Genomic DNA, 22,174 nt, shown 5'->3' with positions numbered 1-22,174 from the left:
CTTAGGGGAAATCGACCCAGGCAATAAAATTGCGATCGCCGCCTTGGTGCAACTGCTGCAATCAAAGAATGTGGATGACGACACCCGTAGGCTGGCAGCATTAAGCTTAGGGGAAATCGACCCAGGCAATAAAATTGCGATCGCCGCCTTGGTGCAACTGCTGCAATCAAAGAATGTGGATGACGACACCCGTAGGCTGGTAGCAGAAAGCTTAGGAAAAATCGACCCAGGCAATAAAATTGCGATCGCCGCCTTGGTGCAACTGCTGCAATCAAAGAATGTGAATGATTCCACCCGTTGGCGGGCAGCAGAAAGCTTAGGGAAAATCGGCACTGGCAATGAATTTGCGATCGCTACCTTAGTGCAACTGCTGCAATCTACAATTGTGTCTGACTCCACCCGTAGGCTGGCAGCATCAAGCTTAGAGAAAATCGGCACTGACAATGAATTTGCGATCGCTACCTTGGTACAACTGCTGCAATCTACAACTGTGTCTGACTCCACCCGTAGGCTGGCAGCATCAAGTTTAGGGAAAATTCTACAGGATCATCAGTATCGCATTGCAGTAGTCAAAACTTTAAGTGATTATTGGTCATTATATGGTGAATACTACGATTTAGCCTGGAAATGCGCCCAGAATATGCCTTACCCTGATTTCTATCAAGCTTGGCATCATCACAATATTGCTACTCGTGCGATGCAAAGCTTCAAGAAAATCCTCTTCACAAGAATAATTTAAGTACTTTTGCACCACCGACGTTACAAATAAAGTTCTCTTGGTAACAACAGCTTGTCCACTCGTTACAAAGATAGACGCAGACGTTACGAATGTTTGTCTGTTAGCAACAACAGCTTAAGCATTTATTGTAAATGGATACACATTTGCTGCGATCGCTGTGATCGTGTACTTACCATAACAAATTCTTAAAATTTAAGCTAACAAATTAAGCATTAATTATAATTTGGTACTTCAATATCGTATTTGGGTACTCCGATATCGTATTTGGGTACTCCAATATCGTATTTGGGTACTCCAATATCGTATTTAGGTACTTCAATATCGTATTTGGGTACTTCAATATCGTATTTAGGTACTTCAATATCGTATTTGGGTACTTCAATATCGTATTTGGGTACTCCAATATCGTATTTAGGTACTTATTTGTTATAAATACTTGCACTTTAGTAACAACAGTTTGTTTATTTCTAGCAAATGCTTAAGCAAACCTGATTAGTATAGAAGTTATCGTAACAAATAACTCCGCTTGGTTTTTTTAGCTCATGCATTTTGCTTGTTAGCTTTAATTATAAAGTTATATCAGTTGCAGTAGACCGCACACCAAGCGATTGCCATGCTTCAGTAAGTGTAGATTCGTGAGTTTGACAAACCTCTCTCTGCCATAAACCAAGTCTTATACTATTAACAGCACAACTTAGATTTACGACAATGAAAGCAATTGAAGTCAAGGGAACCGTGAACGAATTGGGTCAAATTTCTTTAGACAAGCCGTTGACTATAGCAAAACACAGTCGCGTCCGAGTCATTGTCCTAATCACAGAAGAGAATGAAGAGGATAATGAACTTGCTGAGTCTGCCAGTGAAAGTTTTCGTCAGGGTTGGTACGATGCGATGACTGGAAATACTATACCTGTATCTCAACTGTGGGAAGGTATTGATGCAGAGTGAACCACCTTTGATTCAAGTCGAAGCCACTGCTAAATTTAAACGTAATCTGCGTATATTAGCCAAAAAGTACCGGAATATTAGTAATGATATTCAACCAATAATAGAACAACTGCAATCAGGAGAATTACCAGGAGATAAGATACCCGGAGTTGGATATACAATTTTTAAGCTACGGGTCAAAAATAGTGATATTCAAAAAGGTAAAAGTGGTGGGTATCGAGTAATTTATTATTTAAAGACAGATACAAATATTATTTTAGTAACCATCTACTCAAAATCTGAACAAGAAGACATTTCAGCAGAAGAAATTCAACAAATATTAGCTGATTTTAAGCAGCAACATCAAGGAGAATAGATTCGCTTCCTAAAATCCCAGGACAGAAAATGCTAAGATTTTAATCAAATATGGCATTTGCACAGCTATGGCAACCACGCTGCACAAATCAATCTCCTTAGCAGAATTCCTCAAACTGCCAGAAACCAAGCCTGCTAATGAATTTATCGATGGTCGTATCTACCAGAAACCAATGCCACAAGGCAAACATTCTCGGCTACAATTAAAACTTTGTAACGCAATTAGCCAAATTTCTGAAGAACAAGAAATTGCTTTGGCTTTTCCAGAATTACGCTGCACCTTTGGCGGACGTTCGATTGTACCAGACGTAAGTGTATTTGCTTGGGAACGGATTCCTTTTGATGCTAATGGGGAAATTGAAAATACCTTTGGAATTTACCCTGATTGGACAATTGAAATTCTTTCACCAGAACAGAATACAACCAAGGTAATTATAAATATTCTTCACTGTCTAAAACACGGCACTCAATTAGGGTGGTTGCTCGATCCCGATGAACGCTTAGTATTGGTATTTTTGCCAGGACAGCAACCTATAGAGATGACTGGGGATGAAGTATTGCCTGTACCTGATTGTTTGCAACTTAATTTAATAGTTACACGGATTTTTGCATGGCTAAAACCAACAAAAATTAGTCAATAAAGATGAGTAATATTCAGTTAAAAGATGTAAGACTAATATCTCAAATTTTTTGAATTTTGACAAACTCATCCGAATTTTGAGAATAGTACCCGAACCAAGTGCGATCGCACTATTTAAAATAAATTTGCAAATATCATAAATAGTTTAAATAATTAGCCCGCCTGTGCAGGCTAATTATTTTATGGGCAATTAGTCGAACGTAATACAATACAGTTCAGAGTGAGCAACAAAACCCTCATGTAGAGACGCGATTTATCGCGTCTTGAAAGACCAATTATCTACACCAGCAACTCTTAGCTGAACTGTATTAGGACATAATATAAATTCCCTGAAACGAAAATACTTTCAGGAAACTTTATTAAGCCTCAACTTTTACACCCTTCCAGAAGGCCACATAACCTTCAATATTTTTAGCCTTCTCCTTGGTGCTGGGATAATACCAAGCAGCATCTTTATTGATTTGTCCATCAACTTCGATACTGTAGTAACTGGCAACACCTTTCCAAGGACAAGTCGTGTGGGTGTTACTCTCTGCGAAGTACTGTTTGTTAATGGTGTCAACAGGGAAATAATGGTTGCCTTCCACAACTACAGTATTATCGCTCTCGGCTAAAACAGCACCATTCCAAATTGCTTTCGGCATAAATGACTTTGTAAATAAACTATACACATAACATTTTGACACTATCAGCTTATTTGTAGTGAATTTATAGAACCTGCTACCCTGCCAAAAGAGTTCAGAAGTCACGAAAAGGTAATGGGGAGCATCCCACTTGCATATCATTGCGAGCAAAACGAAGTGCAGCGATCGCCAAATTTTCAACAAGAGTGAGTCCATGCGATCGCTTAGTCGTTCCTCTTCTCTACAGACGCTAGGCGATCGCAATGACATTTATTCTCTGATTATAAAATAAAAACTCGGATACATCCAAGGTAATGGGTTGTCAGATTTCCTTTTAGCTATTAATTACAATCACTTTTATTTATGGATTTGAAAATTAAAAGCATTTGCTTATAACAAGAAGATTTTATAGCATATTGATATGGAAAGTTAATTAGTCCAAAAAAGTTGGATTCTCGTTTATAGCTTGAATAAAAAACGTCTAGAAGAGAGATATATCAGCGATGCCTGTGGCGAGCTACGCTAATGCACCTTCTAGAAATAATTTCAAATTGAGGATTTTATTTAGAATATCTTTGCGTTTTTGAAGTTATTACTAAACCTTCTCAGAATTCCCATTTTGGTAATTAACAAATCAACCTGTCAGGTGAACTGATCTTAAAAAGATTGAGATTAATAAAACAGTTGACTCTCTGACTAGAGAATACTGATTACACTTTGTTCTAATTGAGGATAACTCTATGAAACTCACAAACTTGATAAATTCTCCATATATTGTTGCTTGGATTAATTCTATGCCTAAAATCACTAGCCTTCATCCACTTAAGAATCACAATAAATCATCAATAAACACTGTTGTCAACTCTAACAATTTTCCTAACAATTCTACAAATGTAAATCACCTTAAACCCTTTGATACCGCTTTTATTGCCTATTACATGATGGGTCTTGGTGATTTTAAATGATCTAAGTTACTTGTATGCTTTCGATCTGTAATTTACATAACAACATTAATTAATCTCTAATGAGGAGAAAATTATGAAACTCACAACCTGGTTAAATTCTGCACTTATCATTACTTCTATTGCTTTTATCCCTGGAATTGCTGGCGCTCAAACAGCTAATACTAACAATGGTGGTGGACAAATAAATACAGATGCCAAATATCTGCAACCCTTCAATATTGCCTTTCTAGCTTATCAAGGTTATTTAAAAGGGCAGGGTATTCCCAGCGGGGGCACTTTGTTATTTAAATACCAAACCGGAAACCTGACTGCCAAAGATGTGGTTCAGGCTGCTGTTAAAGCTAATAAGTTACCAGCGCAAGTTTTGAATGATTCAAGTTACGTCAACGCGGTTGAGTTACAGCTGACATCAATGGGCAGTACTAATGATTCATGTAACTAGAATATAGGTTTGTCAAGTTCGTAACGGATTTAGAGCAAGAACTAAGTTGTCAGGAGTGCTGAAATCAATCTTCGCATCTCCCAATAACTTTAGTACTTCTCTAATAAAAGCTTTACTTCTGCCTCTAATTCCCAATCTTTCATGGCTGACCATTCAGCTTGACGGACTGCTAAAAATGCTTGCGATAAATCTGGATTTAAGGCATTTAAAAGAATATTATTCTGTTTTAGGCAGTCTAGAGCTTCGCCAAGACTTTGGGGTAAAAGGTCAATACCATTGGCATGACGTTCTTCAATTGGCAGGTGTCCGGGGTCTTGTGCAACAGGATTCCCCGGTTTTAAACTTCGTTGTACACCATCTAGTCCGGCTGCAATCACCGCACCCAACGCGAGGTAAGGATTGGCTGATGCATCAACGGTTTTTAACTCAAAATGGCTGGAACCGTTGAATCCAGGATTGCTAGGCACTCTCACGGCGGCCTCACGGTTGTCTAGTCCCCAACAACGGAAAGCACCACTCCAGCTATGAGGACGAATGCGGCGGTAAGAATTAGTACTAGGAGTAGTTAAGGTCATTAGTGCTGGCAGATGATCGAGTATACCAGCAATAAATGCTTGGCCTATCTGGGAAACACCGCAGATATCTTGAGGATCTGGTAGGATATTTTGTCCGTTACGCCAGAGGCTAAGATGGATGTGGCAACCGCTACCAGCCGCATCTGGGAAAATTTTGGGTAAGAAAGAGGCTGTAAGATTATGGTGATGAGCGATCGCTCTCACGGTTTCTCTAAAGCTAATCTGCCAATCAGCTGCCCGTAAAGCATCAGTATATCGCATAGAGATTTCCTGTTGACCTGGGCCAGATTCGGGATAATATTGCTCAACAGGAATTTTTTGGGCGATGAGTGCTTCGACTATCTCATCAATTATTTCTCGATGGATATCCATTGCTTGAGTTGAAGCAAAAACTGTGGAATCTGCGGGTATAATTCCCTCAGATGTTTGCCGTAATAAATAAAATTCATTTTCAAATGCAGCTTTAATTTCCAACCCCTCGCGTCTGGCCGCCTCAATCATCCGTACCAGAAAATTACGGGGACACAACGCCCAAGGACTCCCATTAAGTACCATGTTCCCCATTACACGAGCATGACTCGGAGCGTAAGGTAAAGGAGTGAAGCTAAACCAATCTGGTACTAGCCGGATTTCGCCTACTGGACTTAGACCAGTTTCAGGGATGACAGTATCATACATTACAGGGATTCCCTGTTGTCCAACAGAAATGCCTACACCATAGTCAAAGTAGTGAGATAACATCTCGATATGAACAGCTTTGCCACGAATGATGTTGGCGTTGTCACACCAAAGGATACGGACAAACCTAACTCCAGCTTCCTGAAGAGATTTTTTGACTTTTTTAAATGCTTTGTTTGCAGCCATCGGTCAATTTATCCCGCTTTTGAGTTGATTTGACAATTCTCCCACCTCATTTTCACGCTCAAGCTAGAATAACTAGAAATATGAGGACAAGAAAAGTTTGTGGTGAATATATCCCACATCCCCAAATTACCCATACCACCATCTCTTTTGGGGTCAGAAATCGGTTCTTTTACTGAGTTTACAGTTACTCAACGAATGCCTGCGATCGCTCGCCGAGTTATTGCAGAAAATAATTTTCCATCTGAGATTAATACCAGCTTAGAAAACCTGGCTACAGAACTGCCAACAGGATTTTTGCAACCTCTTTTAAATGACACTGCTGGAGATTTTTCTGCCTGGAATACATATTTAAAATTCTACAAGGGTCAGCGTTGGGTAGATGTTCCCTGGTTTTTTGCCGAAACTTATTTTTATCGATTAATTCTAGAAATTACCAATTATTTTCGCCCTGGTGTATGGCAAGGTGTCGATCCATTTGAGTTACAAAAATCTCAAGGTTTGGAAGCATCTCTAGACTCGATTATTTTGCTATGCGAACAAGTCAACAATTGGTTAGATAATTCCCAATTAGGGGAAGAATCAAACCAAACAGCTTTAATCGCACTTTTATATTTTACTTTATGGGGAAATCGAGTTGATTTGAGTCTATGGTCAGCATTTGAGAATGACCGGAGTCGTTTTGATATTCAAACTCAACTAGCTCACATTTTAGTAAATGATGCCTCCCAAGTCACGGAATTATTAACTAATTCTCATGGTGGACGAATTGATTTTGTTGTAGACAATGCTGGCTTTGAACTTGTTTGTGATTTATCTTTAGCGGATTTTTTATTAAGTAGCGGACTGGCTAATCAGGTTTACCTACACTTAAAGCCACATCCGACTTTTGTATCTGATGCCATGATGAAAGATATACATTACACAATAAAATTTTTAGCCGCTACTGGAAATCAACAAGTTATATCTTTTGCCCAAAGATTGCAAGAAAATATTGCATCAGGGCGTTTAGCACTATCTGAAGATCACTTTTGGACATCGCCTTTAGCATTTTGGGAAATACCCAACTCCCTCAAAAATGAATTAGCCAATGCGAGTTTGGTTATAGTTAAAGGAGATGCAAATTATCGCCGATTATTAGGCGATCGCCACTGGGATTTTACCACTAACATTGCAGATATAGTCTGTTACTTACCCGTGCCAATGGTAGCTTTACGCACCCTCAAATCAGAAGTAGTAGTTGGTTTAAAACCAGAAGTTATTGAAGAAGTAGCAAAATCTGACTCTTCTTGGTTGACAAATGGACAGTGGGGTGTAATTCAGTTGGTGGTTTAGGCAATTTTGAAAAATCGAGATAATTTGTAAGAGAAGTATACGTATCTTCACTACTTATAGCGTCGTCTACCCTACCCGTAGCACAACAACCAGCTTAGGATAGACTAGAAGCAATTTTTGAAGTAAATGGTAGAAAAAATTACAGCTGTGTTTAATGGCAAAGTGTTCTATCCGGCTGAACCGATCGCACTGCCAATCAATACCCGCGTGCGAATGAGTATCGAAATTTTATCGCCAAGCGAACATGAAACGGTATCATTTTTGCAAACGGCGCGATCGCTCAATCTCGAAGGGCCGCCTGACTGGTCTAGCAATATAGATAAATATTTGTATAGTAAGTAAACTTTACATGCATTCTGAAGTCTTTCTTGATACATCATTTGCCATTGCCTTATCTGCACCGAGCGATCGCCTGCATAACCGAGCCTTGCATCTGGCTAAAATGTTACAAGCAGCAGAAACTCGTTTGGTGACAACACAGGCGGTAATGTTGGAAATTGGCAATGCCTTATCCCAACAACCTTATCGTCAGGCGGCAATCATATTATTAAATTCTCTAGTAGCAGACTCTAAAGTAGAAATTGTCCCCCTTTCCCAGGAACTCTACGAACGTGCTTTTGAGCTATATCGCGAACAAACAGAGAAAGAATGGGGATTTGTCGATTGCATATCTTTTATTGTCATGCAATATAGCGGAATCACTGAAGCACTGACCGCCGATGAGCATTTTCAACAAGCAGGCTTTCGAGCATTATTGCGAGAAAATTTGCCGTAGGGATGGGGATTGGGGACTGGGGACTGGGGATTGGGGATTGGGGATTGGGGATTGGGAATCGGGAATCGGGAATTGGGAATTAGGAATTGGGCATAAGGAAGAAACTTGTTCAATAATTTCCCCTTGTCCCCAGTCCCTAATCACCAGTCCCCACTCCCCAATCCTTATTATTTCGTTACAATTGGCGTGTGCATTAGGCATTCAAGAGTTATCAGCCATGAAATTGATTTCCGATCCACCGATTCCTGTAAAAATTCAAAAGATGAAGGAACGGGTGCGGTGGATGCATCCAAGTTTTGTGCAACGGGGAATTGACCAAACTAGTATAGTTATTGACGATCGCAGAGAAGATAATCCAGAATTTTCCTTTATGGTTATCGGTGATTCTGGCACTAAATCTCATTCTCGACACCATCCGCAACGAAAAGTTGCCGAACTGATGCTTCCTCACCGCGATGATTGCAGTTTTGTGTTGCACACAGGCGATGTTATCTATGTGGTGGGTTCCCAAGAATATTATTCAACAAACTTTATTGAGCCTTATCGGGAATTTCTTGTCGGTGGTGACAACCCGAAAAGTATTCCTTATGACCGCATGGTGTTTAATCTGCCGTTTTTGCCAGTACTCGGTAATCATGATTACTACGATGTGCCGTTGATGTACCGTTTAGTTACTGGTACAACATCCTCACTACGTCACCTGTTCCGCTACAAAGATATTGAGATTGGCTGGCATGGATCGTATCAAGGTAATGCCTATGCACGGGCATTTATGGATTACACCCAGGCGATCGCTTCCCCACAAGAGTTAGAACGTCATTTAGATCGGCACTACACCGCAAAGACCGACACAGGGCGATGTTTGCGTTACGAACCTGGACAGTTTACCCGCTTACCCAATCGCTATTACACCTTTCGTTACGGTGGGATTGACTTTTTTGCACTAGATTCTAATACCTTTAATACACCGTCACCTCTACCTGCAACTCAAGAGGGAGAAATTTACCGTCAGGAATTGCAAAAGCGTCGCCATGAGATCGATCGAGAAGAATTGCAGATTTTGAAAATATGCGATCGCCTCAACCCTGATAAACCCACTGAAGCGGAACAACTCGATGACCTTAGCGCCAAATTAGACCAAATCAACGAGATCAAAATCGACATTGAAAAACAATTGGCATCTCAGAAAATGCCTGCGATCGATTTTGAACAACTTGAATGGTTGCGAAGCAGACTAATCGAATCTTGGAATAACTCTGAAGTGCGCGGACGTGTAATCTTTTTCCACCATCCCCCCTACGTCACAGAAGCTACCAAGTGGAATCAGGCGCAAACCTTGGCGGTTCGCCACCGCTTGCGCTGGGTGTTTGAACAAGTAGCAGAAACTCTTGGTTCTTTAATTAAAGAACGTCCCATAGTCGATTTGATTTTAAACGGTCACGCTCACTGTTTGGAGCATCTTTGCACAACTGATACCGGATTTGCGGACTCTCACATTAACTGCATTATCTCTGGTGGTAGTGGTCATCGTCCCCGTTATCAACGGCGAGGGGGGACTGAATTGATGGAGACTTTTACGGAAATTGCAGGTAAACCCAGCCGGAAAGTTGCAGATTCAAGGCTGTTTGTGGGTCGTCATGACTACAATTTCCAGAACCGACTACCTTACTCATGTGTGCGGATTGATGTTCTGGATGGTAGCCCGCCCAAGTTTATCATCAGACCGTTGATTACTGAACGGGTTGAAGATAAATGGCATAACACTGAACTTGAGCCTTTTGTGATTTAAACGGGATGTGATGCCTACAGTCTTAAACTACGCACCTTACACCACAGACACGATTTATTATAGATAGTCTACAACGCTGTAATGCCTATTATTTCGTTAACAGACAAGCTACTAAGCTAATCAGCATTCAAGTTGCATGATCAGGGCGGGCAAGATGCCCAGCCCACAAGATATTGAGAAAATTTTAATATGCAAATTAGATGTGTTTTAGCTTACCAAGTTATTACAAATAGTCATCAATTGATAAATACGTCTATCTTGGCTCAATGATAAATAGAGTTTAGTTTGCACTTTGTGTCATTGGGAACTGTATGCATGCCCCAATCGCCACAGGTGTATCCCAAGGCGGTTAAGTTTTGAAGCAAGTGGCAAAAGATGCAACGGATTTTCTGAATAAAAGGCAAGTCCAATAAACTGATAAACTAAAAATTATTATTGATGATAATTAATCTTCTGCTTTTATGCCTAACTCATCTAAAACAATTCAAAAAAATCATGATGATTTATTCTTTAATAGTTTCAAGCTGCTAACTATTGTTTTGATATTTATAGGGATATTGATGAGATTTATTAATATTGATGAAAAAATCACTTGGGCAGATGAAACATTTACTTATTTAAGAATTTACGGGAACACCAAATCAGATTTAATGCAGGAAGTAGTTAATAGCCAAATATTAACTGCTGGAACATTATTACAAAAATATCAAAGTCCTGGTGTTGGAAAAAGTATAATTGATATTGTTAAAGGGTTAGCGGTAGAAGATCCAAAACATCCACCCCTATATTTTGTGATGACAAATTTGTGGGTGCAATGCTTTGGAAGTACAGTCGCAGCCACAAGAAGTTTTTCTGCCTTTATAAGTTTATTAATTTTTCCTACTCTCTATTGGCTATGCCAAGAATTATTTCAATCAAAAATTGTCGGTTTAGTAGCAATTGCTATTATAGCTGTATCGCCATTTTATCTTGTGTATGCTCAGGAAGCAAGAATGTATAGTTTGTATACACTAAATATCTTGCTATCTAGTGCTGCATTGCTCAGAGCAATGAGGTTGAATACAAAACCAAGCTGGAGTATTTATTCTGTTACTTTATTGCTGGGATTATACACACATTTTTTGTTTAGTTTGGTAGCAATTGGGCAAGGTATTTATGTAGCTGTCAATAAAGGACTCCGAGCCAGGAAAATATTGATTGCTTATCTGAGCGCATTCTTAGCTGGAATATTCGCTTTTATTCCCTGGTTATTTTTAATAATTACTCAATCAGATAAAGTTCAAGAAACAATAAATTGGTCGAAGCGTATTGTGCCGCTAAATGATTTAGTAGATGCATGGCAGATTCATTGGGCACGTATTTTTTTTGATATAACATCGGATTATCGTTACCCAGATCAGTTACAAAATAGTCTCTGGTTTTTAATTATTAGACTCTTAGTAATTTTATTATTTTATGCAGTTTATTTCCTTGTTCGTAAAACGCCCAAGTCAACTTGGTCTTTTGTTTTAATATTAATTTCATTGACAGCACTAACTCAAGCGATACCCGATGTAATTTTTGGTGGTCTTCGTTCCGGGGTTATGAGATACTCAATTCCTGTTTATTTAGGATGCCATTTAGCTATGGCTTATTTATTAGCTCAAAAAACTATCTTATCTCCAGGGATGAAAATGCATAAGCATTTATGGAGGTTATTACTCCTTGGGTTAATTTTTCTACAAATCATTTCATGTGTGATTATTTTACCGAAAAAAACTTGGTGGAATAAAGCTTATAGTTCCGATAATATTCCAATGGCAAATATTATTAAGCAATTTAAAAATCCTTTAATTATTTGTTTAGAGTGCGGTAAAGATTCGGGTTGGGGAAATGTATTATCTATAAGTTACCTTCTAGAACCACAAACAAAATTTCAATTATTTCCTAGCACAAATATTAAACAAATTCCTGATATTTTTACTGATGTATTTTTCCTCAATGCTTCTGAAAAATTACAAGATACCTTGAAAAAAGAACATGACTGGAACATAGCTTTAGTTTTCAAGCATAGTCAATCTCTATGGAAGTTAAAATCAAGTACAGGGAATAAATGAATAATATACCAAAAAGCTTACTTAAGTATTTGAAGCTATCTTACCCCTGGTGTCAGCTATCCTATATCTACCCCGATTAACAAACGCGATGAATCGCGTCTCTACAAGTTAGCCATGTTACTTAAAAATCAAATCTAAACGCTGCTGAGTTACTTTGAGTGATTCTACTGGTGAACTTTTGCCCAACAATACAGATTCAATTGCCCGACCTACACTGTCAGAAATCCGATTGTAGCCGGGAAATATTGGACGCGATCGCCCGTATTTAGCTTGATCTAAAAATACCTTCACCTGTGGGATTTTTTTGATAAATTTCTGATATTTTTGACTTTCACGAGACTTCAAATTCACTGGTAAATAGCCAGTTCCCAATGCTAATTCTGTTTGAAATTCTTCACTTAAAGCATATTCAACAAACTTAAAAGCTGCTCTTTGGCGTTCCGGCGTAGTTTTAAAAAAGAAGAGATTCTCACCGCCAATAATAGTAGCAGGTTTTTGCCCAACTGGAATAGGAAAAACATCAAAATCGACACCAGTCTTTTGAAATTCTCCCAGATTCCAAGGGCCATTTAATTGCATTGCAACTTTGCCAGTCAGTAAGTCATCTGTTTCATAACCTCGTTCCGGGCCAGATAAAATAGCGGAACCATCCGTAATTAAATTGCGCCAGAATTGCAAAGCTGCGATCGCCCCTTGATTATCTTCCAAATTTACTGCTGCGGCATTTTGTGAATCACCACTCACCAAATCACCGCCACCACTCCACATAAACGGTAGCCAGGTGAATACTGTAAATTCTCCCTTCCCCAAAGGCAGAAACATCCCATATTGATCGGTTCGACCATCACCATTGGTATCACGAGTTAATTTTTTTGCAACTTGCCCAAACTCCTGCCAAGTCCTGGGTAATTCAGTAATTCCCGCAGCCTTAAACAAACTCGGACGGTAAAAAATACCAATGTTATTCGTCGCAAAGGGTACAGACCAAATCTTACCGTTGTATTTCATTGATCCATACAAAGCCGGGTCAATTTCGGCTTTTACTGGAGATTTGTTCAGCATTTCATCCAAAGGTAAAAGCGCATCGAGTTCTACTAATTGACCTGCGATCGTCGGATTGTACCACAACAAATCTGGGGGTGCATTTCCTACCACCGCCGCTAAAATTTTGGGCGTTTGCTGATCCTGTTGCCCAATATAAAGCGACTCTACTTGAATATCTGGGTGGGATTGATTAAACTTATCCACCAGCTTTTGCAGCACATCCCGATTTGGCGGCGGGTTGACACCTTGCCAAAGAGTTAAATGAATTACTTTATCTTCCTTAATACCAGGTAAGATACTTTGACATCCAACTAAAGCTAGTATGCCCACCAATAATACAAGCAGTAAGCTCCGAAAGTAGCGTGACACTTTCTTGATTTTTCGCTTGGCATGGCGAGGAGGGTTAAAGAAATCGTGCATAATATTCATTAGATTGGCTATGGCAAAGGAGGAGGCAGGAGTTCTTAAATTTTTAATTTTTAATTTTTAATTTTTAATTGATTTCTCCTCACTCACTTTTACCAAATGCACCTTTGCATCGGTGTAAAAGTTAGGTATATCCTAATCTTGAATAGAGTTTTGATAATTTCAAATTATGGCAGGACATAGTAAATGGGCAAATATTAAGCGCCAGAAGGCGGTAGTAGATGCAAAAAAGGGAAAAACTTTCACTCAGTTATCCAGGGCGATTATTGTTGCAGCTAGAAGCGGCGTACCAGATCCAGCTTTGAATTTTCAACTTCGCACAGCAATTGATAAGGCAAAGGCTGCGAGTATCCCTAATGATAATATTGAACGAGCGATCGCTAAAGGTGCAGGCACTTTTGGCGGCGATAATGCTACTTTTGAAGCGATTCGCTATGAAGGTTATGGCCCTGGTGGTGTAGCGATTTTAATTGAAGCCCTTACAGATAATCGCAATCGTACTGCTGCTGACTTGCGTGTAGCTTTTAGTAAAAATGGTGGCAATCTTGGTGAAACAGGTTGCGTTAGCTGGATGTTTGACCAAAAAGGCGTTTGTGTTGTGCAGGGTGTGGTTGACGAAGAACAGCTTTTAGAAGCATCCCTCGAAGGCGGTGCCCAGTCTTATGAGATGATTGAAGATGAGATGGCTGAGGTATTTACTGACATCGGAAATTTAGAAACCCTTAGCCAGAGACTAAAAGAGCAAGGTATTAAGGTAGTTGATGCCGAATTGCGCTGGATTCCTAGTAATAGTGTAGAAGTTACCGACCTCAATCAGGCGCGATCGCTTTTCAAGTTAATTGATACTCTAGAAGGCTTGGATGACGTGCAAAATGTCACAGCGAACTTTGACATAGCAGAAGAATTGATGGATATCAGCATTTATTAATCAAAATTAACACAAACATCAGATAAAATTATAGTTACTTGGTTCTGATGTCAAAAATAGTACATTTGTATAAAAATACTAGCAAGTATTCCTACCATAGTATTGCACCTAAGTCCTATATCTACGGATGTAAAAATAGACATGAAAGCTTCATATCAATTACAAACTTATGACATACGCCTATTGGATAGTTAGATTGTTGATTACCTGATGAGGATTTTTAAGTGAATAAGTTCGCTAAAGCTTTACTTTTGGCTCTGGTATTTGCTGCTCCTGTAACCGTTTTTGCATCTCAAGCTCAAGCTAAAGAAGTCCGTGTTGCTAGTGTAAAAAGTGCTAAAGTTCATCACAAGAGACATCACAAGACACATCACAAGCGTCATGCTAAAAACCTAACTCATAAAACTCACGCATAAATAGTTACTATTAGTTGTAAAAGTTTCTAGTAGCTCCGTAATAAAGTTTAGTGTTGGTTTATCTGAAAAATAATTGTATTATTTAACTCCGCTGGAATCCCTACCAATCAGCGGGGTTTTTTATTAACTTGCTCATGAGGACGCGATCGCCTAGAAATCAAAGTTAAGATTATGAAAGCAGATTATTTAGAAGAATCACTTCTTCGTCAATTGGAGGAGCGTTTGCTTCAACCTGATGTCCGAAAATCAGCTAAAGATATCATAGACTTACTTGCTGATGAGTTCATTGAGATCGGAAGCTCAGGGCGTGTTTTCGATAAACAGCAAATTATCGAAAGCTTGCAGAATGAACCCATAGAACCCCTGATTCAAAGATCGATCGCAGAATTTAAAACTTTAGTTTTAGCAAGAGGGGTTATTTTAGTAACTTATCGTATAGTCAGAGATATATGTGGCGAACAGCTTGTTCATTCATTGCGAAGTTCTATCTGGACATTGAACAACGATCAATGGAAAATGATCTATCATCAGGGCACTTTAGTCAGAGAATGACATAGGCGGTATGATAAATAACTACCCGAAATTATTTAGAGTCAAGTTTTGCACAGAAAAGGCTCAAGCATTACTGCTTGAGCCTTTTCTAGATTCAATTAAGTTACTTTTCGTCTACCTACACTTAGTAGCGGTTGTTGCGGTTGTAGCCGCCGCCACCGCCACGATTGCCACCACCAAAGGAACCACCACCTCTGTCTTCTCTAGGCTTGGCTTTATTTACTTTGAGGTCACGACCAAGCCATTCAGCACCATCAAGGGCTTCAATGGCTTTTGTTTCTTCATCTTCCGAATTCATTTCTACGAAAGCAAAGCCGCGTAAACGACCTGTTTCACGGTCTGTGGGTAATTGAACACGCTTAACAGTACCATACTCTGCAAATACAGCACTCAACGCATCTTGTGTAACATCATAGGAGAGGTTACCAACGTAAATTGACATCAAATGTCTCCAAAATCATAAGTTTGTAGAGATTTAGATTTCGGAGAGAAGTCTGTAATACCAAAAGGAAAAAGCCTGTCAATACTAAAAACAAACACTGTCGCCGAATTAATTCTCATTTCACTTTCCATGATGACATAGCAACTAACTTTCTGCGTAAAAGTTTGAAAAACTGTTATAAAAAGTTATATGAGCAGTTGATAGCTAAGTGCTGGCTAGTGCCAAAATGGGTGAGGCTATAGGGAACCACACCCACGAGTTAATCCACTCTCTTTTCTAAATATTGACCAATCATCAACTGCTCACCAGCACGAGAGATAATGGTTTGTCTGGTGCGGTATTTGCTGCCAATTAGCTTTAACTCTTCTTCAAACACTGAACCGTTGTACTCAGTTCGCAAACACAGTGTTTTTGGGTTGGAGAAATAATAGTAGGCGGTAACTGGTTTGGATATGGCAAAACCGCGATCGCGATATAAAATATTTCCCACAGCCCCAAATAATGTTGAACCTTGCGACTCTTTCCTGGCCTTCAGTACATCTGTACTTTCCCATGTAACTGCTGCACCACAGATTAAGCTGCTTGTATCATACAAATCGTGCATCTGAGCTAGGTTTTGCAATTCATCACAGCCCTGCTTGAGAAAATTGATCGTAACTATACTCTCCATCTCCTTGGTTTCTCCCTCAGGTAGGCTGTAATAGCGTCGTTGCGATCGCCACTTACCCACTGATTCCTGGAAAAATTCGGAAATCTGGGCTTCGTCAGCAGTTTGTGCAATTTTTAGCAATGATGTCACTTGTAACTTTCCTGACCTAATATTGGTGGCTGTAATACACATCGTCTTTTTCTTGGCTTTATATGCGATGTCTACGACGGGCTACGCCTACGCTTGATCGAAATATTACAGCGTCAAAAAAAGCAATTTATGTTTACTATTCTTAATATATTTGATCAAGCGTAAAAATTACTAAGCATTTTGCTATATCAAATTTGGTTATGTCCGCCTAAGTATAGCTATTTAATACTGCCCATTTTAGAAGTAGGGGTGTGAAAATCCCGTATCTTCAATAAACGCAAGTCTTCTACTAAGGGCAGATTGCAAGAAATTTAAAAATATTTATACTGAGTTAAGAATTGCATCGGCAGATCGGAAGCTGCCGACTCAATTTAATGAGTTAAAGTGGTGAGAATTTTTTTGAATAAAAAGTAACTTTTGATACAAAATTCTGCAAGAAGATAGCTAATTGACTCTCGCCGCTTTTCACTATTCATAATGTCTCAAAATTACTTGGTAATGCACGGCTGTTTAACCCAAAAAGCTCACCAAATACAAGAAAAATAAATGATTTTGGACAGAAAGAAGCCGCACAAGCAGGCGAAAATCTCACCTTTCGCAGCCGCTAACCAGGTAATTAATGCCCAGTTAGATTCAGTTGTAAAAACTGATATGGCTGTTGTAGATACAAAGAGTAGCATTGACTCAAAAGGGTCTTCCCCTTTTGCATCCATATTATTGATTCCCTGTTTGCTGGGCATCGGACTGCTGACAGCAAATTGTGGAGCGCTGCCCAAAGAAGAACCAGCTGATGCCCAATCTCAGAGTCCGGGTAGTGGACAACGTGGTGGTGCAACGGCTGTAGATGCAGCGATCGCTCGAACTGATACGCTGCAAACACAACCAGAATACACAGGTAATACAACACCCTTTCGGATTGTATCAGTGCGATCGCAAGTAGAGGCTCGATTGTTGGCTTTGAACCTTGATGTAGGCGATACAGTTAAACAGGGGCAAAACGTCGGGCAATTAGATGATGCCATCCTTTCGACCCAATTAAAGCAAGCAGAAGCAGAACTAGCAGCCCTGAAATCAGAAGTAGCGAGGGCAAGTAATCAGGTAAGCAATGCCCGTGCAGACGTTGAACGGGCACGGTTAGAAGTGGTACAAGCTCAAGCAGACTCAGAACGCCAACAGAATCTATTCAAAGCTGGAGCGATCGCTGAACAAACTGCCCAGCAAGCACGTACCCAGGCAAAAACAGCTGCCCAAGCATTGCGCGCAGCCCAAGAGCAGGTTCGGACAGAACAGCAAGCCGTTGCCGCCGCCCAAGGTAGAGTACTTGCCCAACAGGCATTGGTTGCCCAAACGAAAGAGCGCAGTTCTTATGCTCGATTGACATCCCCGATCGCTGGTATAGTCACAGAAAAGGTGACAGAACCAGGCAACCTACTGCAAGCAGGTAGCGAAGTCTTGAAAATTGGCGACTTTAACCGTGTCAAAGTCGTTGTGCAAGTTTCCGAATTAGAACTGGCACAAATTCAAGTTGGGCAGTCTGTACAAGTCCGCTTAGATGCTTTTCCCAAAGAAACATTAATTGGCAGAGTTACGCGCATTTCTCCAGCTGCCGATGCCACAGCTCGCTTGATACCTGTAGAAGTAGTGATTCCTAACACTCAAGCCAAGATTGGCAGCGGATTGCTGGCGCGAGTCAATTTTCAAACCCAGACTCAACAGCGCGTAGTCGTGCCGCAAACAGCGATTCAAAAACAAGCAGGGGCAGCAAAGGGAGCAGAAAAAGAGCAAGAAAACCCATCAGGGACACTATTTGTCGTGAAAGACACAGAAGGCAAGACGAAAGTAGCGACGCGTGCAGTTACTTTAGGAAAAAGAGCTGATGGGAGAGTGGAAATTTTATCCGGTTTGCAAGCAGGAGAGCGCTACGTTGTTCGGAGTGGTAAGCCGTTAAAAGAAGGTGACACTGTAAGTCTTTCAATTCTTTCAGAAAAGCAGTAGTAGGGTGAGCAATAACCACCATCTCAAAGAAAAAAGTACTCAGTAGTCAGCACTTATCACTTAGTATCATGCAACAGACAAACAATAATAATGGCAATGGCGGATTTAGCCTCAGTGCGATCGCTATCCGCCAACACATTGGCACACTCATGCTCACCGTGGCAGTAATTGTCATTGGGGTATTTTTTCTCACAACGATCCAAGTCGATCTGCTACCGGCTATTACCTATCCGCGAATTGGGGTTCGGCTAGAAGCCCCTGGTATTTCACCAGAAGTAGCAGTAGATGAAATCACCAGACCTTTAGAAGAAGCTTTACGGGCAACCGAGAATGTAGTCCAAGTTTTTTCCCGCACCCGTGAAGGACAGGTAAGCCTCGATTTATACTTCCAACCAGGGGGCGATATTGACCAAGCCCTAAATGATGCGACTGCTGCTTTTAACCGAGGTCGAGGACAACTGCCAGATACGATAGAGGAGCCGCGCTTATTTAAAGTCGATCCTTCCCAATTGCCGGTTTATGAATTGGCACTGACATCTGCTTCGTTACAAGGTAAAGATTTACGCGTATTTGCTGATGAAGAGTTAAACCGTGAACTCAGTGTAGTACCGGGAGTCGCTTCTGTTGATGTATCTGGCGGTGCAGAAGAAGAAGTACGAGTGCTTGTTGACTTAAACCGATTGCAAGCTTTGGGTGTCGGGTTAAATGATGTCTTAAATGAATTAACAGCCCGTAACCAAGATACTTCTGGTGGTCGGATTCTGGGGCAAAATTCCGAGCCATTAACTCGGACTATCGGACGTTTCCAAAATGCCAAGGAAATTGAAAACCTCTCCTTGGAAGTTTCCTCCCCTGCCTCCTCTACTTCCTCTACCTCCCCTGCACCTTCCCGCCGCGTCTACTTGCGAGACTTTGCAGAGGTAATTGACGATACAGAAGAACAACGAGTATTTGTTTACCTCAACCGTCAGCCTGCGGTGAAATTTTCAATTCAAAAGCAGCCTGAAGCCAACACAATCAATGTTGTAGATTCTGTGAAGCGGCGAATTGAACAATTACGGCAATCGGGTTTAATTCCAGCAGACATGACTTTTAGTCCCACCACAGATGAATCTGTTTTTATCCGCAATTCTTTAAATGATGTCATCTTTTCAGGGATTTCTGGGGCATTGCTAGCAGCAGCAGCAGTATTGTTATTTTTGGGATCGTTCAGGCAAACATTTATTATCAGTTTGACGATACCGCTGTGTACTCTGGCAGCGATCGCTTTAATGAGAATATTTGGTTTAACCTTGAATGTTTTTAGTTTGGCAGGTCTGACATTAGGAGTCGGTCAAGCAATTGATACATCGGTTGTGATTTTGGAAAACATTTCCGAAAAAACAGGCATGACTCCCAATCAGAGGGAGATGGAGGCAGGGGAGCAGGGAAGCAGAGGAGCAGAGGGGAAGGGGAGAAATTCAAGATTTTTTATTGATAGTGCGATCGCAGCTTCCCAAGAAGTAGAATCTGCTTTAGTTGCTGCTACAGGTGCAAACTTAGTTTCTGTAGTGCCATTCCTCTTAATTGGCGGCTTTATTGCACTGCTATTTAATGAACTGATTCTGACAATTAGCTTCGCAGTTGCAGCATCCCTTGTCGTCGCCATCACAGTAGTACCGATGCTGTCTTCTCGACTCTTGGGAATTCGCTGGTCTAGTCGGATTAGTGAATTTTGGCTGCTTAGACAGTTTAATCACCGATTTGAAGATGCGACACGGGGATACGGTAACTTCTTAACCAAGGTTTTACGGTATCGATTGTTTGTAGTAACTGCTGCTTTGGTAATTTTAGGTGGCAGCAGCTTCTTGATGTTTGGTCAAATTCCCCAAGAAATTTTACCCCGGATCAGTACTGGTCAAGCTAACTTGAGAGCGCAGTTCCCTCCCGGTACACCTTTAGCAACTTCTGAAAAAGTTATGCAAATTGTCGATGACATTTTGCTCAAACAACCAGAAACCAAGTCTGCTTTCACAACTGTGGGTGGTTCTTTGTTTGGTAGCAATACTACAGAGAATCCTTTACGTGCCAGCAGCACCATTAATCTAAAACCAGGCACAGATGTCGAAGCTTTCGTCAAAAAAGTAACTCAGGAATTTAACAAACTCAACTTAGCAGGAATTTTGCTACGCCTCAATCCTGGCCAGGTGCGGGGTTTAATCTTGAGTAATTCTCCAGTGCAAGGGTCAGAAGTTGACGTGATTCTGCAAGGTGAGAATGAAGAAAACTTAACGCAAGCAGGCGCACAAGTGCTGCAAGCATTGCAAGAAAGGGCAAAATTAGCGACATTCCGACCAGATGCCGACCCCCGACAACCGGAAATCCAAATTCGCCCTGACTGGGAACGGGTTTCAGCTTTAGGGTTGAGCGCCGGGCAAATTGGTGCAACAGTTCAAACAGCAATTGAAGGTTCAGTTCCCACGCAAATTCAACGCGGTAATCGTTTAGTTGATGTACGGGTACAGCTAAATAAAGAAGCGATTCAGCGTCCTTCTCAGCTAGAGCAATTACCGCTATTTACAGAAAATAATCAGCTAATCCGGCTTTCAGATGTTGCGAAAATTCAAGAAGGTCAAGCGCCTGGTGAGGTGCAACGAATTAATCAGCGCCAAGCTTTTATTGTCGCAGGAAATCTCAGCGAGGGAGCTAGTCTTGGTGAAGCGATCGCAGAAGTCAACGAAGTACTAAAGGATGTAGACTTACCTGATGGCGTTTCCATTGTGCCTAGTTCTGCTCAAGAAACTAATCAGCAACTTCAGGATGCTTTAAAAACTTTGGGAGCGTTGGCGACGTTCTTAATCTTTGTCGTTATGGCGGTGCAATACAATTCGCTGATTGACCCATTAGTAATTATGTTCACCGTACCACTAGCCTTAGCTGGAGGAATTTTTGGACTTTACATTACCCAAACGGCAATTGGTGCAACTGTAATTGTTGGTGTCGTCCTGCTAGTAGGAATTGTGGTGAATGCAGGGATTCTTATGGTGGAACTAGCAAACCAAATTCGGGACGAAGAAAGTTGTAGTCGCCAAATTGCAATCGTCAAAGCTGCTCCTCAACGCTTGCGCCCAATTATCATGACCACAGTCACCACTATCTTGGGGCTGTTTCCTTTGGCATTGGGTATTGGCGAAGGTTCGGAGTTTTTGCAACCTTTAGGGATTGTAGTTTTCTTTGGGATGGCGATCTCAACAATGCTGACACTATTTATCATCCCTTGTTTTTACATTCTGCTGCACGATTTGCTGGGTGGAAATTGGGCAAAGCCAGTGTTAATCCGATTGCGTGGATTTACGAAAAAACTTACCAGCTAATCAGCATTTAAGTTGCATATCGCACAATAGCGATTTTGCTGGTGATGGCGATCGCCCTTACTGTTTGTTTCTGGGAT

At 40.7% G+C, this 22,174-nt stretch carries 22 protein-coding genes; 17 read left to right on the top strand and 5 right to left on the bottom strand.

The window, feature by feature from the left end; all coding sequences use genetic code 11:
* The 4 genes from V7L31_RS26965 to V7L31_RS26950 all read left to right on the top strand — a co-directional run.
* Positions 1-739 (top strand): HEAT repeat domain-containing protein (locus V7L31_RS26965; protein WP_334699080.1); only part of this gene is annotated, 739 nt, incomplete at its 5' end.
* A 708-nt stretch (positions 740-1,447) separates the two neighbouring features.
* Positions 1,448-1,687, top strand: a complete 240-nt coding sequence (locus tag V7L31_RS26960; RefSeq protein ID WP_334699079.1) for a type II toxin-antitoxin system RelN family antitoxin — start codon at positions 1,448-1,450, stop codon at positions 1,685-1,687.
* Positions 1,677-2,042, top strand: a complete 366-nt coding sequence (locus tag V7L31_RS26955) for a type II toxin-antitoxin system RelE/ParE family toxin (RefSeq protein ID WP_334699078.1) — start codon at positions 1,677-1,679, stop codon at positions 2,040-2,042. Before V7L31_RS26960 ends, V7L31_RS26955 begins: the two co-directional genes overlap by 11 nt.
* Positions 2,043-2,109: 67 nt before the next feature.
* Positions 2,110-2,682, top strand: coding sequence for a Uma2 family endonuclease (locus tag V7L31_RS26950; protein ID WP_334699077.1), 573 nt, complete (start codon positions 2,110-2,112; stop codon positions 2,680-2,682).
* A gap of 358 nt (positions 2,683-3,040) precedes the next feature.
* On the opposite strand, the gene V7L31_RS26945 is transcribed toward V7L31_RS26950, so the two are convergent.
* Positions 3,041-3,325 carry a DUF427 domain-containing protein gene (locus V7L31_RS26945; protein ID WP_179068312.1) on the bottom strand — a complete coding sequence of 95 codons (285 nt, stop codon included), beginning with the start codon at positions 3,323-3,325 and terminating at the stop codon, positions 3,041-3,043.
* A 130-nt stretch (positions 3,326-3,455) separates the two neighbouring features.
* Between V7L31_RS26945 and V7L31_RS26940 the strand changes: the two genes are divergently transcribed.
* The 3 genes from V7L31_RS26940 to V7L31_RS26930 all read left to right on the top strand — a co-directional run bounded on the left by V7L31_RS26940 (position 3,456) and on the right by V7L31_RS26930 (position 4,711).
* Complete coding sequence (locus tag V7L31_RS26940) at positions 3,456-3,596, top strand: hypothetical protein (RefSeq protein ID WP_334699076.1); 141 nt, start codon at positions 3,456-3,458, stop codon at positions 3,594-3,596.
* Between the two features lie 448 nt (positions 3,597-4,044).
* Positions 4,045-4,269, top strand: a complete 225-nt coding sequence (locus tag V7L31_RS26935; protein WP_334699075.1) for a hypothetical protein — start codon at positions 4,045-4,047, stop codon at positions 4,267-4,269.
* A 73-nt stretch (positions 4,270-4,342) separates the two neighbouring features.
* Positions 4,343-4,711 carry a hypothetical protein gene (locus tag V7L31_RS26930; protein ID WP_334699074.1) on the top strand — a complete coding sequence of 123 codons (369 nt, stop codon included), beginning with the start codon at positions 4,343-4,345 and terminating at the stop codon, positions 4,709-4,711.
* A gap of 89 nt (positions 4,712-4,800) precedes the next feature.
* Here the strand turns inward: V7L31_RS26930 and V7L31_RS26925 are convergent, their stop codons facing one another.
* Positions 4,801-6,150, bottom strand: a complete 1,350-nt coding sequence (locus tag V7L31_RS26925) for a glutamine synthetase family protein (protein WP_334699073.1) — start codon at positions 6,148-6,150, stop codon at positions 4,801-4,803.
* Between the two features lie 102 nt (positions 6,151-6,252).
* Here V7L31_RS26925 and V7L31_RS26920 point away from each other — a divergent pair, with 102 nt between their 5' ends.
* From V7L31_RS26920 to V7L31_RS26900, 5 genes are all read left to right on the top strand, one after another.
* Positions 6,253-7,482: a damage-control phosphatase ARMT1 family protein gene (locus tag V7L31_RS26920; protein ID WP_442944502.1), complete on the top strand. Its 1,230-nt coding sequence runs from the start codon at positions 6,253-6,255 to the stop codon at positions 7,480-7,482.
* A 126-nt stretch (positions 7,483-7,608) separates the two neighbouring features.
* The gene (locus V7L31_RS26915; RefSeq protein WP_179068317.1) at positions 7,609-7,824 is read left to right on the top strand and encodes a hypothetical protein; all 216 of its coding nucleotides are present in this window, start codon (positions 7,609-7,611) and stop codon (positions 7,822-7,824) included.
* A 7-nt stretch (positions 7,825-7,831) separates the two neighbouring features.
* Positions 7,832-8,257, top strand: coding sequence for a type II toxin-antitoxin system VapC family toxin (locus V7L31_RS26910; RefSeq protein ID WP_334699071.1), 426 nt, complete (start codon positions 7,832-7,834; stop codon positions 8,255-8,257).
* A 217-nt stretch (positions 8,258-8,474) separates the two neighbouring features.
* A complete protein-coding gene (locus V7L31_RS26905; protein ID WP_334699088.1) occupies positions 8,475-10,046 on the top strand; it encodes a metallophosphoesterase family protein in 1,572 nt (523 codons plus the stop codon).
* A gap of 461 nt (positions 10,047-10,507) precedes the next feature.
* Positions 10,508-12,142 (top strand): glycosyltransferase family 39 protein, encoded by a 1,635-nt coding sequence (locus V7L31_RS26900; RefSeq protein ID WP_334699070.1) that lies wholly within the window; start codon positions 10,508-10,510, stop codon positions 12,140-12,142.
* A 117-nt stretch (positions 12,143-12,259) separates the two neighbouring features.
* Here V7L31_RS26900 and V7L31_RS26895 read toward each other — a convergent pair whose 3' ends face one another.
* The gene (locus V7L31_RS26895; protein ID WP_334699069.1) at positions 12,260-13,606 is read right to left on the bottom strand and encodes an ABC transporter substrate-binding protein; all 1,347 of its coding nucleotides are present in this window, start codon (positions 13,604-13,606) and stop codon (positions 12,260-12,262) included.
* A 175-nt stretch (positions 13,607-13,781) separates the two neighbouring features.
* Here V7L31_RS26895 and V7L31_RS26890 point away from each other — a divergent pair, with 175 nt between their 5' ends.
* The 3 genes from V7L31_RS26890 (at position 13,782) to V7L31_RS26880 (ending at position 15,508) form a co-directional block, all read left to right on the top strand.
* Positions 13,782-14,540, top strand: coding sequence for a YebC/PmpR family DNA-binding transcriptional regulator (locus V7L31_RS26890; RefSeq protein ID WP_334699068.1), 759 nt, complete (start codon positions 13,782-13,784; stop codon positions 14,538-14,540).
* Between the two features lie 224 nt (positions 14,541-14,764).
* Positions 14,765-14,956 carry a hypothetical protein gene (locus V7L31_RS26885; RefSeq protein ID WP_179068322.1) on the top strand — a complete coding sequence of 64 codons (192 nt, stop codon included), beginning with the start codon at positions 14,765-14,767 and terminating at the stop codon, positions 14,954-14,956.
* 171 nt (positions 14,957-15,127) lie between these two features.
* Positions 15,128-15,508, top strand: a complete 381-nt coding sequence (locus tag V7L31_RS26880) for a nuclear transport factor 2 family protein (RefSeq protein WP_334699067.1) — start codon at positions 15,128-15,130, stop codon at positions 15,506-15,508.
* 124 nt (positions 15,509-15,632) lie between these two features.
* Here the strand turns inward: V7L31_RS26880 and V7L31_RS26875 are convergent, their stop codons facing one another.
* Together V7L31_RS26875 and V7L31_RS26870 are read right to left on the bottom strand one after the other, a co-directional pair.
* On the bottom strand, positions 15,633-15,950 hold the full coding sequence (locus V7L31_RS26875; RefSeq protein WP_179068324.1) for an RNA recognition motif domain-containing protein: 318 nt from the start codon (positions 15,948-15,950) through the stop codon (positions 15,633-15,635).
* Positions 15,951-16,209: 259 nt separating this feature from the next.
* Complete coding sequence (locus V7L31_RS26870; protein WP_334699066.1) at positions 16,210-16,749, bottom strand: phycobiliprotein lyase; 540 nt, start codon at positions 16,747-16,749, stop codon at positions 16,210-16,212.
* 546 nt (positions 16,750-17,295) lie between these two features.
* Here V7L31_RS26870 and V7L31_RS26865 point away from each other — a divergent pair.
* Positions 17,296-18,744 carry an efflux RND transporter periplasmic adaptor subunit gene (locus tag V7L31_RS26865; protein WP_334699065.1) on the top strand — a complete coding sequence of 483 codons (1,449 nt, stop codon included), beginning with the start codon at positions 17,296-17,298 and terminating at the stop codon, positions 18,742-18,744.
* 68 nt (positions 18,745-18,812) lie between these two features.
* Positions 18,813-22,097 carry an efflux RND transporter permease subunit gene (locus V7L31_RS26860; protein ID WP_334699064.1) on the top strand — a complete coding sequence of 1,095 codons (3,285 nt, stop codon included), beginning with the start codon at positions 18,813-18,815 and terminating at the stop codon, positions 22,095-22,097.
* Positions 22,098-22,174 lie beyond the last annotated feature (77 nt).

Origin of the sequence: Nostoc sp., from assembly GCF_036916655.1 — a bacterium.
Lineage (GTDB): Bacteria > Cyanobacteriota > Cyanobacteriia > Cyanobacteriales > Nostocaceae > Nostoc.
The sequence above is the reverse complement of the archived record's forward strand: the minus strand, read 5'-3'. Positions and strand labels throughout refer to the sequence as shown.